Origin of the sequence: Caballeronia humi, from assembly GCF_001544475.1 — a bacterium.
GTDB lineage: Bacteria > Pseudomonadota > Gammaproteobacteria > Burkholderiales > Burkholderiaceae > Caballeronia > Caballeronia humi.
This window is the reverse complement of record NZ_FCNW02000086.1, coordinates 1-14,454: the sequence shown is the minus strand read 5'-3', so window position 1 is coordinate 14,454 and position 14,454 is coordinate 1. Positions and strand designations below refer to the sequence as shown.

General features: G+C 61.2%; 8 protein-coding genes and 4 pseudogenes. 8 read left to right on the top strand and 4 right to left on the bottom strand.

Annotated features, from left to right (window positions below):
• Nucleotides 1–297: 297 nt before the first annotated feature.
• The 8 genes and pseudogenes from AWB65_RS32595 to AWB65_RS32565 form a co-directional block, all read left to right on the top strand.
• Nucleotides 298–774: pseudogene (locus tag AWB65_RS32595) on the top strand (Tn3 family transposase); the annotation flags it as partial.
• Nucleotides 775–973: 199 nt separating this feature from the next.
• Nucleotides 974–1,461, top strand: a pseudogene (locus tag AWB65_RS38070) (transposase); the annotation flags it as partial.
• Nucleotides 1,461–2,859: pseudogene (locus tag AWB65_RS37960) on the top strand (DUF2252 domain-containing protein). The pseudogenes AWB65_RS38070 and AWB65_RS37960, both read left to right, overlap by 1 nt.
• Nucleotides 2,860–3,210: 351 nt before the next feature.
• Nucleotides 3,211–4,365, top strand: coding sequence for an AI-2E family transporter YdiK (gene ydiK, locus AWB65_RS32580; RefSeq protein ID WP_087670951.1), 1,155 nt, complete (start codon nt 3,211–3,213; stop codon nt 4,363–4,365).
• A pseudogene (locus AWB65_RS37805) lies at nt 4,310–4,690 on the top strand (hypothetical protein); the annotation flags it as partial. The gene ydiK and the pseudogene AWB65_RS37805, both read left to right, overlap by 56 nt.
• A 41-nt stretch (nt 4,691–4,731) precedes the next feature.
• Entirely contained in the window at nt 4,732–5,034 is a 303-nt protein-coding gene (locus AWB65_RS37685; protein ID WP_268808274.1) for a hypothetical protein, read from the top strand.
• A gap of 38 nt (nt 5,035–5,072) precedes the next feature.
• Entirely contained in the window at nt 5,073–7,811 is a 2,739-nt protein-coding gene (locus AWB65_RS32570) for an MGH1-like glycoside hydrolase domain-containing protein (protein WP_087670950.1), read from the top strand.
• A gap of 10 nt (nt 7,812–7,821) precedes the next feature.
• A complete protein-coding gene (locus AWB65_RS32565; protein ID WP_087670949.1) occupies nt 7,822–9,300 on the top strand; it encodes an alpha-amylase family glycosyl hydrolase in 1,479 nt (492 codons plus the stop codon).
• A 268-nt stretch (nt 9,301–9,568) separates the two neighbouring features.
• On the opposite strand, the gene AWB65_RS32560 is transcribed toward AWB65_RS32565, so the two are convergent.
• The 4 genes from AWB65_RS32560 to AWB65_RS32545 all read right to left on the bottom strand — a co-directional run bounded on the left by AWB65_RS32560 (nt 9,569) and on the right by AWB65_RS32545 (nt 14,305).
• The gene (locus AWB65_RS32560) at nt 9,569–10,672 is read right to left on the bottom strand and encodes an AI-2E family transporter (protein ID WP_087670948.1); all 1,104 of its coding nucleotides are present in this window, start codon (nt 10,670–10,672) and stop codon (nt 9,569–9,571) included.
• Between the two features lie 174 nt (nt 10,673–10,846).
• Nucleotides 10,847–11,434 carry a PqiC family protein gene (locus AWB65_RS32555; protein WP_087670947.1) on the bottom strand — a complete coding sequence of 196 codons (588 nt, stop codon included), beginning with the start codon at nt 11,432–11,434 and terminating at the stop codon, nt 10,847–10,849.
• A complete protein-coding gene (locus tag AWB65_RS32550) occupies nt 11,434–13,044 on the bottom strand; it encodes a PqiB family protein (protein ID WP_087670946.1) in 1,611 nt (536 codons plus the stop codon). The genes AWB65_RS32555 and AWB65_RS32550 overlap by 1 nt, the downstream gene beginning before the upstream one ends.
• Nucleotides 13,028–14,305: a paraquat-inducible protein A gene (locus AWB65_RS32545; protein ID WP_087670945.1), complete on the bottom strand. Its 1,278-nt coding sequence runs from the start codon at nt 14,303–14,305 to the stop codon at nt 13,028–13,030. The genes AWB65_RS32550 and AWB65_RS32545 overlap by 17 nt, the downstream gene beginning before the upstream one ends.
• Between the last annotated feature and the right edge of the window lie 149 nt (nt 14,306–14,454).

Sequence of the window (14,454 nt, the reverse complement as noted above, 5' to 3'; positions counted from 1 at the left end):
AGCGGCTCGATCGCCGATGCCATCGAGGCCGATAAGCATCCGTTCTTTGCGGGCATGCAGGGGCATCCCGAACTGTCCTCGCGTGATGGCGCGCCGCATCCGTTGCTGACTGCGTTTCTGGACGCGGCGGCGCGCCGTTCATAAGCGTATGCGCCCGCTTCGAAAGCGGGCGCATGCGCAAAAGCTCAAACTTAGCTGATCGCCGACGCGAACAACGCGGCATCGACATTCCCGCCCGATGCCACGATCAACACACGGGGCATTCTTGATTCCCGTGTAGATTTCGGGTTGGAGCACCTTCACGTTCCTCGCAGTTAGGACGTGCCACAAGAGCTTTGTGCCGTGACAGACCGCGACGTCAGACTTGATCTCATCAAAGAAGTTTGGGACGAGTTTGTCAGGATTGCCTCATCGATTCGCTCAGGAGAATGCACTGCAGTTGAAGCCCTAACCCGCTTCGGCTCAGCAGCGCGTGGGCAGCCGGTCTATGACGGAGGCGTCCACATCGGTCGGATGTTCCGTAGCATCTTCCTTATCGATTACTTCACGACTACTTCCTTCCGCACGGAGTTGCAGCACGTGTTGAATCGGGGCGAGGCCGTGCATGTGGTCCAACGCGCGATCCATGTTGGCCGTATCCCAGTCGAATTGGCTCGGCGCGAAGATTCGCTTTCAGCCGTGTCTTCCGTATTGACGCTGCTCGCGAACATTCTGATGGCATGGAACCCGCACATGCAGCATGCGCTGGACGTGCTACAAGCCTCTGGAGGCGAATTGTCGGAGGGAAAGCCTTGTCACAGCTAGCGCGCCCTAACCCGGAAACTGCGTGGAAGCAAGGTCATCCCTTAAGCGCGTGGATTGAAGCGCGCAAACGCGCAAAGTCGTTTCTCGCCAGTTTTTTTGATAAGGATACCGTATTAACAGTCGCTAATGTTACTTATGTCAAATTAAGTTTCACCGTACAAGGGTCTAACGGCTGGACGGAGAATCGATAGACCAGATGCACCTGCCGGACGACGTAACACTCGCGACTCGGGCAAACGTCGCGGTCATCACCACGCTCTCCTCACAGATTGAGGTCGTGGAAAAGCGACTTCATGAAAAGGTCGCGTTGGATCCCGACTATGCATTATTGACGACAGTGCCGGGAATTGGTCAAACTCTTGCGACTGTCATTCTGCTGGAGGCTCTATTGACCGCTTCCCCAACGTTGGTAATTTCGCATCCTATTCGCGCTGCGTGGACAGCCAGCGCATAAGCAATGGCAAGAAGAAAGGCGAAGGCAACAAAAAGAACGGCAACCCGTACATGTCGTGGGCATTCATCGAAGCGGCCACTTTTGCGATGCGCTATTGCGCCGATGCCAAGCGCTTCTACGAGCGCTAGAAAGCCAGGACCAATCCGGTTCTGGCGCGAAAGGCCCTGGCACACAAGCTGGCCCGCGCGTGCTGGAAACCGTGATGAAGTCGCCTAAGACGACGAGGACCAAAGTCAATAAGGTCGCCGCCGATGTTCCAGTGCTTCGCTCACGCGCAGAACGTCTCGCCGCCGGTCAGGCGATGCGCAATAGCGTGCCGCGCAGCAGCCACGCCGACTGGACACAATCGGCTCACCGCCGAGACCCCATAGAGATTCTCGAAGAATCGAATCACGATCGACTACCGGAACTCGTCGCGATTCGCTATGGCCGCATGCTTCGCAGCCCTGTCACGTTCCTTCGCGGGTCGGCGGCGCTAATGGCCTACGATCTCGCTACGACTCCAAGCATGGGTCTTCGCGTGCAAGCCTGTGGAGACTGCCATCTGTTGAATTTTGGCTTGTTTGCCACCCCGGAGCGTAATCTGGTGTTCGATCTGAACGACTTTGATGAAACACTGCCCGCACCTTGGGAATGGGATCTCAAGCGGTTAGCCGTTAGTTTCGCAGTCGCAGGACGCGATAGCCTTGTCGGATGCGGATTCGCGGGAAGCCGTCCTGCAGTGCGTGCGCGCCTATCGGGAACACCTGCGGGAGTACTCCCGAACGAATCCTCTGGAAGTCTGGTACACCCGCCTAGACATGAAAACTCTCATTGCGATGGCACCCGACGAAAAGGTCAAAAAGACCCGCGAGCAATTAGCAGACAAAGCCCGCCAGCGTGTTGTCAAAAACCTCTTTCCCAAGATTGTCGGCGAAGTGGCTGGACGCCGCCGCCTGGTCGATCAACCGCCGCTTCTCTATCACGTCAATGATGCGGGCTTCGAGGAACGGGTTCGCGAGGCACTCGTCGATTATCGCGAGTCGCTCTCCGATGAGCGTCGTGTCCTCCTGGACCGCTACCACCTGGAGGACTTCGCTTTGAAGGTTGTGGGTATCGGCAGCGTCGGCACCCGGTGCTTCATCGGGTTGTTTTTTGACGAGGAAGACCATCCCCTAATTCTCCAGTTCAAGGAAGAGCGCCGGTCGGTCCTCGAACCCTACGCGGGAAAGAGTCAATATGACAATCAGGGGCAACGTGTCGTCATGGGACAACGGCTGATGCAGTCTTCCAGTGACATTTTTTTAGGATGGTTGCGAGGAAAGCGAGGCTATGACTTTTTTGTGCGCCAGTTGCGGGACATGAAGATGTCTGCTCCCTCAGAGGAAGTCACCGCCGCGCAGATTAAACGCTATGCCGAGCTCTGCGGCTGGACTTTGGCCCGCGCCCATGCCAAGTCGGGGGATGCGACGACTATCAGTGGCTATCTGGGCAAGGGCGATACCTTTGACGACGCCATCGGCGCGTTTTCCCTCGCCTACGCAGATCAGACGGAGCGTGACCACGCAGCGCTCGCAAAGGTGGTAAGTGCCGGGCGGCTGGAGGCGCTCGTCGAAGAGTAGTGTTTCTGCGCACTTACACGCGACAGGCCCCTGCTTGCGACCTGTCGCGCCCCACTCGACCCGCCCACGAGCAGCCGGCTCAATGCCTTTTATTAATAGTCCACAGCACGCAGTTGCTTGTCTGAACCGGTCAATTTGACCAGTCGATTGGACCAGTCAATTGGACCAAGGTCCAATGGCGGCGGCGCTGCGGAGCTTATACACTGAGTAAACGAGAGATTGGGTCTGCGGTCTGCGCCCCACTCCGCCGCAAACGTGGGCGGTACCCATGGCGCCACCCTGTTGGAAACGATACGGCCGCGCAACAGGCCGTCCCGCGGTTGCGGCTAGGTGGAGTATTTGGAGAGTGACGTGAATGCGCGACCGCAAGCGGATATTGCCCGCATCCTGCTGATCATCGTGATCCTGTCGCTGCTCATCTTCGGCAGTCTTTATATCGTCCGTCCGTTTCTGCCGGCGCTGATCTGGGCGACGATGATCGTCGTCGCCACTTGGCCCTTGATGATCCGGATCGAAAAGCGCGTCGGTGGCCGCCGCTGGATCGCCGTCACTGTGATGCTAGCCGGGCTGCTGGTCGTGATCGTGCTGCCGCTGTATGGAGCGGTGTCGACGATCGCCGAGCATGGCGGCGACATTGTCGACCGGGCCGAGGCACTGCCAGACTACACGCTGCCTCCCCCGCCCCGCTGGCTGCATGAAGTGCCGCTTGCCGGCGAACGCTCCGCACGCGAGTGGCAGCGCTTGTCCGACGCGGGTCGCGGCGGCATCCTTGCGCAAGTGCAGCCCTATGCGATCGTCGCCGCGAAATGGCTGCTCACGCAAGCGGGCGCGGTCGGCGTTCTGGCGATTCACTTGGTGCTCACCGTGGTCATTGCCGGCATTCTCTATGCACAGGGCGAAGCGGGAGCCAACACCGTCGTGCGCTTCGCGACGCGCATTGCCGCCGAACGCGGCGCAGCGGCAGTGCGACTCAGTGCACTGGCGATCCGTGCGGTCGCACTGGGGATCGTCGTGACCGCAGCCGTGCAGGCGGCGCTCGGCGGGCTCGGCCTTTACGTCACCGGCGTCCCAGGGGCAGGCGTACTGACCGCTGTGATCCTGATTCTCTGCCTAGCGCAGGTCGGTCCAGCGCTTCCGCTGTTTAGCGCGGCGGTCTGGCTGTTCTATCACGACCAGCACATCGCGGGGATCGCGCTAGGGGTCTGGACGCTGCTCGTCATCATGCTAGATAAGGTCCTAAGACCGTTGTTGATCAAGCGAGGCGTGGACCTGTCGCTGCTGCTAATTCTAACCGGTGTGTTGGGCGGGGTGATCGCGTTTGGGATCGTCGGACTGTTCATCGGCCCGGTGATACTCGCGGTGACCTTCACGCTGCTGCAGGCGTGGGTTAACGACGAGGCTTCGTCCGCGCTGATGGAGCCGGCGCTCACGAGCGCCCGCAACTGGCCTGATGGCGAGAGAAGTAGCGGCACCACCGATGCGCCGCGCACGGGGCGCCGCGCGTGATAACACGCTACAAAAAAGAGCGATGAATACGAGCCTTATCCAAACCGCGGTTGTCGCCGTTGTCGTGGCCCCCGCTCTGGTTCCGAAGGTCGCCGCTGCGACCTGCCACTATTCGGGGGACTGGACGGCATCGGCCTGCGGGCGCATGACGCGGGTTGCCCATGACGGCACCTGGAATCCGTACCTGACCGGTTACGGCTGGCACATCGACGGCTACGAGGACACCAGCCACCTTAATTCAATTTCATGGGGCGGTGGAACGGGTAAGCACTGGACCGACGCGAACGGCAACGAAGGCATCCTGTTCGCGATTAGTTTCTCCGATTCCCACAAGCACATCGAGCCGATCGCCGGCTACGCGGGGCAATGGTTCACCAATGCGCTACTGGGGGCTCGTCGTTGGAAGGCGGGTTCTTCGCGGGCATCACGGCGCGCCAGAACATCGCGCACTACCTGCCGGTCCCGCTCCCGCTACCGATTGGGTCAATGCGGTATCGCCAGACTTCGATCTTGGCGACGTTCATTCCGCGCTTACCGGGCGCGAATAAGGGCGTCGTCGCCTTTTTTTTTGGGGCATATGCGTTTCAGTACCGTCAAGTCGTATTTTCGCAGCCTGCGTTCGCTGAATCGCGAACGATGAGTGTGGGTGCGAGCCGCCTGCCTGCGTAGCGTCGAGTTGAGTTCATTCACCTGTAACGGAGAAAAGCATGGCCTCTGCAATCGTGGACGTAGCGGAACAGAAGCGTTTAAATGACGCGCGTGAGGCCCAGGTCCCGTGGAAGAAGTGGGGGCCTTACCTTAGCGAGCGACAGTGGGGAACGGTGCGAGAGGACTACAGCGAAAACGGTGACGCCTGGAACTACTTCACCCATGACCACGCACGCTCACGTGCCTACAAGTGGGGCGAGGACGGGCTCGGCGGGTTGTGCGACGACAAGCAGCGGCTGTGCTTTGCGCTGGCGTTGTGGAACGAGCGCGACCCGATCCTGAAGGAGCGCCTCTTCGGCCTCACCAACAGCGAGGGTAATCATGGCGAGGACGTTAAGGAATATTACTTCTACCTCGACAGCACCCCCACCCACTCCTACATGAAGTACCTCTACAAGTACCCTCAGCGAGAATATCCCTATCGGGATCTGATCGAGACCAACCGGAATCGATCGCGGGAGGAGTTCGAGTACGAACTGCTCGATACCGGTGCTTTCGCTGATGACCGGTATTTCGACGTGTTCATGGAATACGCCAAGTCGGCTCCGGACGACATCCTCGTACGCATTTCCGTGCACAACCGCGGACCGGAGGCGGCACGGTTGCAAGTCCTGCCGACATTATGGTTCCGTAACACATGGTCGTGGCGAGATGACACTCGCAAGCCCACGCTGCGCGATGCGGGCGGAGGCGTCATTCAGGCGACACACCATGATCTGGGCGACTACTGGTTCCATTGCGACGACACCCCAGAGTTGCTCTTCACCGAAAACGAAAGCAATGCACAGCATCTGTGGGGCCAGCCCAACGCGTCTCCCTACGTGAAGGATGCGTTCCACACCTACGTGATCTCGGGACAGGGCGACGCGGTGAATCCGGCCAAGACGGGAACCAAGGCCGCGGCCCGCTATGTCTGCGATGTGCCCGCCGGCGGCAGCAAGACGATTCGGCTGCGCCTGTCGGCCACCAGACTGGAGAATGCGTTCGGCGACTTTGAGTGCATATTCAGTAGCCGCATCGCGGATGCTGACGAATTCTACGAGCGGATCGCTCCGAAGTCATTGACGGAAGATCAGCGTCGCGTGCACCGCCAGGCGCTAGCCGGCATGCTGTGGAGCAAGCAGTACTACTACTTTGACCTTGAGCTCTGGCTTCGCGAGCACCGGAGTCATCCATTGCTCGAGGCCGCCCGCCATGACGTGCGCAACACGGAGTGGTTCCACATGTTGAACGCCGACGTGATTTCCATGCCGGACAAGTGGGAGTATCCGTGGTACGCGGCCTGGGACCTGGCCTTCCACACCATCTCCCTGGCGCTGGTGGATTTCGACTTCGCCAAGGAGCAACTGCTGCTGATGCTGCGCAGCCTCTACCTCCACCCGAGCGGCCAGATCCCAGCCTACGAGTGGAATTTCGGCGACGTGAATCCTCCGGTGCATGCCGCTGCCACGCTCTGGCTGTACCGCTACGAGAAAGAGCTTGGCCGGGCCGATCCGCGCTTTCTGGAGCGCTCGTTTCAGGGGTTGATGCTCAATTTCAACTGGTGGGTGAATCGCAAGGACCCGGCGGGGCGCAACGTGTTCGCCGGCGGCTTTCTCGGTCTGGACAACATCGGTGTATTCGATCGCAGCGCGCAACTGCCGACCGGCGGATCGCTCGAGCAGGCGGACGGGACCGCGTGGATGGCGTTCTATTGCCAGAGCATGCTGGAGATAGCCATCATCCTGACGGAGTACGACCCGATCTACGAGGAGATCGCCTTCAAGTTCGTCCAGCACTTCATGTGGATCGCCTATGCGATGGACCGTCCCGGCGAACATAAAGACGAGATGTGGGACGAAGAGGACGGCTTTTTCTACGATCTGCTGCGGCTTCCCGACGGCCAGACTAAACGCCTGAAGATAAGGTCGCTCGTCGGGCTGTTGCCGCTGTGCGCATCGACCGTGTTCGATGCGCCGTCTGTCACACGCTATTCGAAGCTGATGGAGCTAATCGCTCAGTTTCGGAAACGCTACCCCGAGTTGGTTGCGCATGTGGCCCCGACCGACGCGGGTTTTATTGGCCATAAGGAACGGAGGCTTCTATCGATCCTCAACAAGCGCAAGCTCGAACGCGTGCTCGTCTACCTGCTCGATGAGAATGAGTTCCTGGGGCCGCACGGCATTCGTTCAGTCTCTCGCTATCACCTGGAACATCCGTTTGTGTTTCACGTCGGTGGACAGGAGTACAAGGTGCAGTACCTCCCGGCCGAATCGAATACCGGCATGTTCGGTGGCAACTCGAACTGGCGCGGTCCGGTGTGGATGCCAGTCAATCTTCTTATTGTCCGGGCGCTCGTAAATCTCTACAGTTTTTATGGCGATGATTTCAAGATTGAGTGTCCGACGGGGTCGGGGCAGCACATGACGCTGTTCGAGGTGGCACAGGAGATTGTCCGCCGGCTGACGAGCACCTTCCTGCGCGATGCCAATGGGCGACGCCCCGTCTATGGCGGCACTGCCAAGTTTCAGGACGATCCGCACTGGCGCGACCTGATTCTCTTCTACGAGTACTTTCACGGCGACAACGGCGCGGGTCTCGGCGCCAGCCACCAGACGGGCTGGACGGGTTTAGCTGCCCCTCTTCTCGATATGTTCGGACGGATTGACGCTCAAACCGTCTTCGAGACCGAACGCTGGCGGGTAATGGCAACGGTCATTAGGGAACAGATAGCCGGAGAAGAGATGGGCAAGAAGTGACGGAGGATATATGTCCGACTTGCGCTACCCGGCGCTGTACCAAATCAATACCCGCGTCTGGCTGACGGAGCTGACTCGTGTGCTCGGCAGGAGCGCGAAGCTCGACGATATCCCCGACGCTGACCTGGATCGCTTTGCCGAGTTGGGGTTTGACTGGGTCTGGTTGCTGAGCGTCTGGCAGACGGGGTCGGCCGCGCGGGCGATCTCGTGCGCGAATACCGGATGGCGTCGCGAGTTCGCCGACACGCTGCCGGACCTCGGGGAACAGGACATCGCCGGCTCTGGGTTCGCTATCCAAAGCTACACCGTCCATTGCGATCTGGGCGGCGCTGCGGCGCTCGCCCGATTGAGACAGCGGATGCAGCAACGCGGACTGAAGTTGATGCTCGACTTCGTTCCGAACCATATGGCGCTGGATCACGCATGGATGGACGAGCATCCGGACTACTTCGTCCATGGCAGCGAAACCGACCTTGCTCGCTCGCCGCACAACTACTGCCGGGTGCAAACGAAAAATGGCCCGCTGGTGCTCGCCCACGGACGCGATCCATACTTCGACGGCTGGCCCGACACGCTGCAGCTCAACTACGGCAACCCGGACTTGCAGCAGGCGATGATCGGCGAGTTGGAGAGAATCGCCGGGCAATGCGACGGCGTGCGCTGCGACATGGCTATGCTGGTCTTGCCCGACGTCTTCGAACGCACCTGGGGCATCCGTGCAGATCCCTTTTGGCCGAAGGCAATCGAATCCGTGCGGCGCGAACATCCGCACTTCCGGTTCATGGCCGAGGTCTATTGGGATCTGGAATGGACGATGCAGCAGCAGGGTTTCGAATACGCCTACGACAAGCAGCTGTACGACCGCCTGCGCGGTGCGCAAGCGCGGCCGGTGCGTGAGCATTTGTACGCCGGGCTCGATTACCAGGACAAGCTGGCCCGCTTCCTGGAAAACCACGACGAGCCCCGTACGGCAGCGACGTTCGAACCCAGGATGCACGAGGCCGCGGCCATCATTACGTATTTGTCACCTGGCCTGCGCTTCTTCCACCAAGGCCAGTTCGAGGGCTGCAGGAAACGCATTTCGCCGCACCTCGTGCGCGCGCCCCTGGAGAATGTCGACGCAAGCTTGCAGGGGTTCTACGAGAGGCTAATGACCGTGCTGCGGCAACCGGTCTTTCGAGACGGCACGTGGACCCTGCTCGAAAGCGAGCCGGCGTGGGAGGGCAACTGGACCTGGGATTGTGTCATCGCGTGGTCCTGGCAACGTGCCGACGGCGAGCGGCGACTCATTGCCGTCAACTACGCTGGCAACCAGAGCCAGTGTTATCTCCGAATCCCGTTCTCCGACGTGAGCGGCCGCACGGTACGGCTGAGGGACATGATGGGAACGGCGACTTTCGATCGCGATGGTCAAGACCTCGTTTCGCGCGGACTTTATCTGGATCTGCCGCCCTGGAGCTACCACGCCTTCGAATTGACCGCATCGTGAAGCCGCGCTCGGGTCAGCGTCGGAGCGCCGCACACTTAAGCTGAATCGCCGGCTGGATCGGTGCATGCATGTATTAGCGGTGGATAGCGAGGGGTTGACTCAACAATCACCCCTGTTCCAAACCCGGGGTGCAGCGACTTCAAAAAACGCCGGAACTGGGGCCTCCGGCAGGTTCTGGTCGGCGTAGTAACTCTACGTGGGGTGCTCCTTCGTTCGGTAGCCGAGCAGGCACGGCGTCGTGCGGGCTTTGCAGCCGCACCTGCCCGAATCAAATGCGCGTTTGTTCGCCTGACCCATCGCTCTGCGGCTGGTCCTCAACCCATTGCCAGAACAGCTGGTAGCCTACCGCGAGCACCACTGGGCCGATAAACAGGCCAATCACGCCGCCGGTGACCATGCCTCCCAGCGCCCCGACAAGCACCACCGGCATCGGCACGTCTACGCCACGGCCCAGCAGTAGGGGCTTGAGCACGTTATCGGCTAACCCCGCAACGAAGACGTAGATGGAGAAGACAATGGTCGCCACGCTCGCGCCCTCCGTGGCAAAAACGAAAATAATCACCGGGACGGTAATTAGCGTGGCCGGCAGTTGCATGATCCCGAGCAGGAGCACCGCCAGAGCCAGCAGGCCAGCAGCGGGAATGCCTTTAACCACAAAAGCGACGCCAATCAGCAGCATCTGGATAAAGGCGATGCCTACTACTCCTTGAGCGACTGCGCGAACTGTGGCCGTGCACAGTACGGCGATGCGCGGGCCTTTCTCCGGGTTGAAGACGCGCGAGGTAATCTGCACGGCACTGCGGGTGCCCTGCTCCCCATAAGCCATGAAGATGCCAGCGATGATCAGCGCGAAGACAAATATCAGAAGTCCCTTCCCCAGTCCCGCAACCGTAGCCAACAGGACACGGCTGAGCTCTTTGAGTTGTGGCGCCAGTTTGTGCATCAGGCCGGTCACGTCGGTGGCGGCTTGCAGCCAGAAGTCATGCAGACGCTTGCCTACCAGTGGCCAACTGGCTACCGACTCCGCCGGGGGAGGGATGTGGAAACCTTCGTTCTTGACGATGGCCATGGCATGCTCCACTGACTCGGCCATGGCGACGCCCAACAGGTACGTCGGCACGATGATGATGCCGACCGCGATCAAGACGATCAACGTGGCGGTGCGCCCGTCTTTGTTGCCCAACCTACGCCGTAGCCTGACCTGCAGTGGGTAAAGGGTGACCGCCAGGATGATGGACCAAACGATAAGGTTAAGAAACGGGAAAACGATCTCGAAGCAGAAAATCGCCAGGACAGCGATCAGCCCCGCACGGATCAATACATCGAGCAGGCCACGGGATAGCGCCTTTTCGGAAGTGGACGTGGGCAACATTGATTGTCTCCTTGCGGGTCGCCGCAACGTTCACGTCAACGGCCGAGGTAGCCCGCGGCGATGTGCCGAACCCTGGCGTCTGGTTGCAAGCAAGTAGCTCGCGGTTACGGATCTCAGACCGTATCGACATCCGGCACGGCAATCATCTCCCGTCCCCAGCGGCCAGTAGTGGAGTCACGGCCGGAGCGTCGAGCGGATCGCACCGGCAATGTCACTGCTCACGGTCGCGAGCGCCCGGCTATGCGCATCGACGAGGGCGTCGTAGTCTGCCGTGCGGGCGGCTTCGTGCGCGAAAGTTTGGCCGGTGATCGTCGCTCCCCTCGGCGGCCGGACCGACCACAGCACAACGATCGCTGCCATCTCCCCCGGCGCCGACTCGAAGCTCTGCACGTCGACCCGTACGCGATACGCCTGCGCATTGTCCGGATGCTGGGCATTGCCCGCGACGAGTGCCCCCGGCACGGCCTGGGCGAGGTCAGCCGCAAGCACGCGCGAGATCTGGCTGCGCAGGGGAGCGGCCCAACGAGCGTATTCGTCGATCGTGACTTGCGTCGCACCTGTTCTCAGCACGAACTGTGGCCGGTCAACCAGATCGGGAACGGTTACCGCATCGATAACGATGCTGATCGGCGGCGGCGTAGTCGGAGCGGCTACGACCGGCGGCACCGCGCTCAGCGTGTAGAAAGCTGCAGAGGGCGACGTCGAACAGCCCCCGATAAGGACTAGAACGAGCACCACTGCGGCGAGGTTCAGGGAGCGCATCACTTTTTATCCTCGGGTTTGCCACGTATCAGCGCCTCTGGATGGCGTTCCAGATACTCGGCGAGCGTGCGGAACGCCGCCGCAGTGCGAGACAGTTCGTGCATGGTTTCGACGGTGCTCTGCGCGATCGCGGAGTCGGGTTGCAATGTCTTGTTGGTCGAGTCGAGTGCCTCGCGCGCTGCAACCAGCGTGGCGCGGGCCTCCGGCACCACGCTGTTGTCGAGCGATTTCAGCAAAGTGTCCGCAGATTGCAGGGTCTGCCGCAAATCCTTCCCGATGCCCTCGAACGGAATTTTGTTGAGCTTTGCGACCAGGGCCGTCACCGAGTCCTGAAGCGATTGCAATCCCCCCGGGGCGGTCGGAATTTCAGGCGGAGTCGCGTTCCAGTCCATCGTCGCTTTCGGCGCGTTCGGAAAGAAATCCAGCGCGATGTAGAGCTGACCCGTCAAGAGGTTTCCGGTTCTCAACTGGCCGCGAAGTCCCTTGTCAACCAACCACTCCGCAACCTTGCGACGGTCCTCCACGACCCTGCCGCCTTTATTGCCCGACTCATAGCGCGAGGTAAACCGCTCAGGGTAGTAGCGAATCGCGACCGGAATGCTGAACTCCTTTTTGACTGGATCGTAGCGCGTATAGATCGCGGCCACCTCGCCCACCACGATGCCGCGGAAGTCGACCGGCGCGCCCACCGTCAGCCCGCGCACCGATTCCTTGAAATTGAACACGTAGGTATCGACGATGCGGTCATGGCGCTTCATCGCCTCGGCCCGGTCGTTGAAGAGCCGGAATTCGGAGTTCGCGGCGGCCTCTGAAATGTCAGCCGCATCGGGCGGACTCTCGAACGCGAGGCCGCCGATCAGGATCGAAACCAGCGACTCCGTGTTGACTTTCACGCCGCTTGTATCGAGCGAGACATCGACGCCGCTCGCCTGCCAGAAGCGCGTGTCACCTTTCACGTACTTGTCGTAGGGTGAGTTGATGAATACACGCAAGGTGACGCCCGAGCCGTCGGCGTCGAGGTCGAAGCGGGTCACCTGACCGACCTGCAAGCGCCGGAAGAATATCGGCGAGCCGACATCGAGCGAGCCCATATTGTCGCTCTTAAGCACGAACTCGCGCCCGGGCACGCCACTCTCGAACACGGGCGGCTTCTCGAGCCCGACGAAGTCGCGCCGCGGCGTTGCCTTAGAGCCGATGTCCATGCCGATGTACGAGCCGCTCAATAGCGTACCGATGCCCGACACCGTGCCGCCCGAAATGCGCGGGCGCACCACCCAGAAACGCGTATCTTCGACAAGCATGCTCGACGCGTCCTTGGAGAGTTCGGCGGTCGCGACGACGCGCTTGTGGTCCGGCGCCAGCACGACGCTCGCGACCACGCCGATGTCGACGTTCTTGAACTTGAGCTTGGTCTTGCCCGCTTCCAGGCCCTCGCCGGTGACGAAGCTGATGGTGATCGTCGGTCCCTTCTGCAGGATCGCCTGCACCGCGAGCCAGCCGCCGATCAGCACCGCGATCAACGGCACGAGCCACACCAGTTGCACGCGAAAGCGCGAACGCCGCTTGGCGACGGCTTCCGGAAACTCGGGTTCGTCAGGGGGCATTGCCATAATCGGCCTCGTTGGTGTCCCAAATCAGCCGCGGATCGAACGACATCGCGGCGAACATGGTCAGCACGACTACCGCGCCGAATGCGATCGCGGCCGGCCCCGCGTGGATCGTCGCGAGCGCATTGAACTGCACGAGCGCGACCAGCAGCGTGACGACGTAGATATCGAGCATCGACCATCGACCGACGAGTTCAACGATCCGATAGATGCGTGTCCGATGGTCGGGCAGCCAGCGCGAATGCCTCTGCGCGGTGGAAGCAAGGAAGATGAGCGCGATGATCTTGAGCATCGGCACCGCGACGCTCGCGATGAAGACGACGACCGCGAGCGGCCACGAGCCCGAGGTCCAGAGATACACCACACCGCTCATGATCGTGTCCTTCTGCGTGCCGAACAAAGAACTCGTGTCCATCATCGGCAGCATGTTGGCGGGGATGTAGAGGACCATCGCCGCGATCAGGAACGCCCAGGTCCGGGCGAGGCTCTCGGGTTTGCGAAAGTGCAAATGCGCTGCGCATCGCGGGCATTCGCCGTCGTGGGCGTGCGCCCTCGCTTTTGACAGCAAGCCGCATTCGTGACAGACAAAGAGGCCGGCACGAGCGGCCGTGGGCGCCGATGCCGATGTATGTGTTTCGCCTGGCATTCCGCCGCCCCGTCGCGAGGTGCTCACCCTCTCCCAGAACTCACGGGGATCGAAGGCGGCGGAGATGGCTGCGAGCAATAGCATCAGAGCGCCGAACGCCCACAACGCGATGCCAGGCACCACGCTCGCGATATGTGCGAGCTTGACCAGCGCCACCAGCACGCCGAGGATCAGGACCTCAGTCATGCCCCAAGACATCGCCCAATGCACCAGGCGAAACACCAGGGCGGGCCGATGCGGCTCGCGCCCTAGGCGCAAGGGCAACAGCAGATACGCAATGCCGGCCATTTGCAGCATTGGCATCAGTAGGGTCGTGAAAAAGACCAGACCTGCAAGCGGCCACATGCCGTCGCGATACAGGATGCGCGCCGCGCCGAACAGCGTGGTCTGAACGACATCGCCGCTCACTTTCAGTCCCACGATCGGAAACGCATTCGCGATCCCGAACAGCACGATCGCCGCGAGGGTCAGCGCGAGCGAGCGATTGAGGCTGTCGGGCCGGTTGCGGTACAGCTCCGCGCCGCAACGCGTGCAGCGCGCGGTGCCGCCGCCCGGCAGCACCGTCTCGCGTTGCAGCAGGTCGCACTCGTGGCAGGCGATCAGCGGGGCGTCGTTCATGGAGGCGGCCCCTGCGGGCTTCCTGCCGAGGCCGGCGCCGGCGCCGACGCAGACGCGGCCGCTTCCGGGGCGACCGGGCCGCCGTTCGCGCCGTACATCGTCGCGGTCATGCGCTCGGCGTTCGTCACCCAGCCGCCGCCCATCGACTT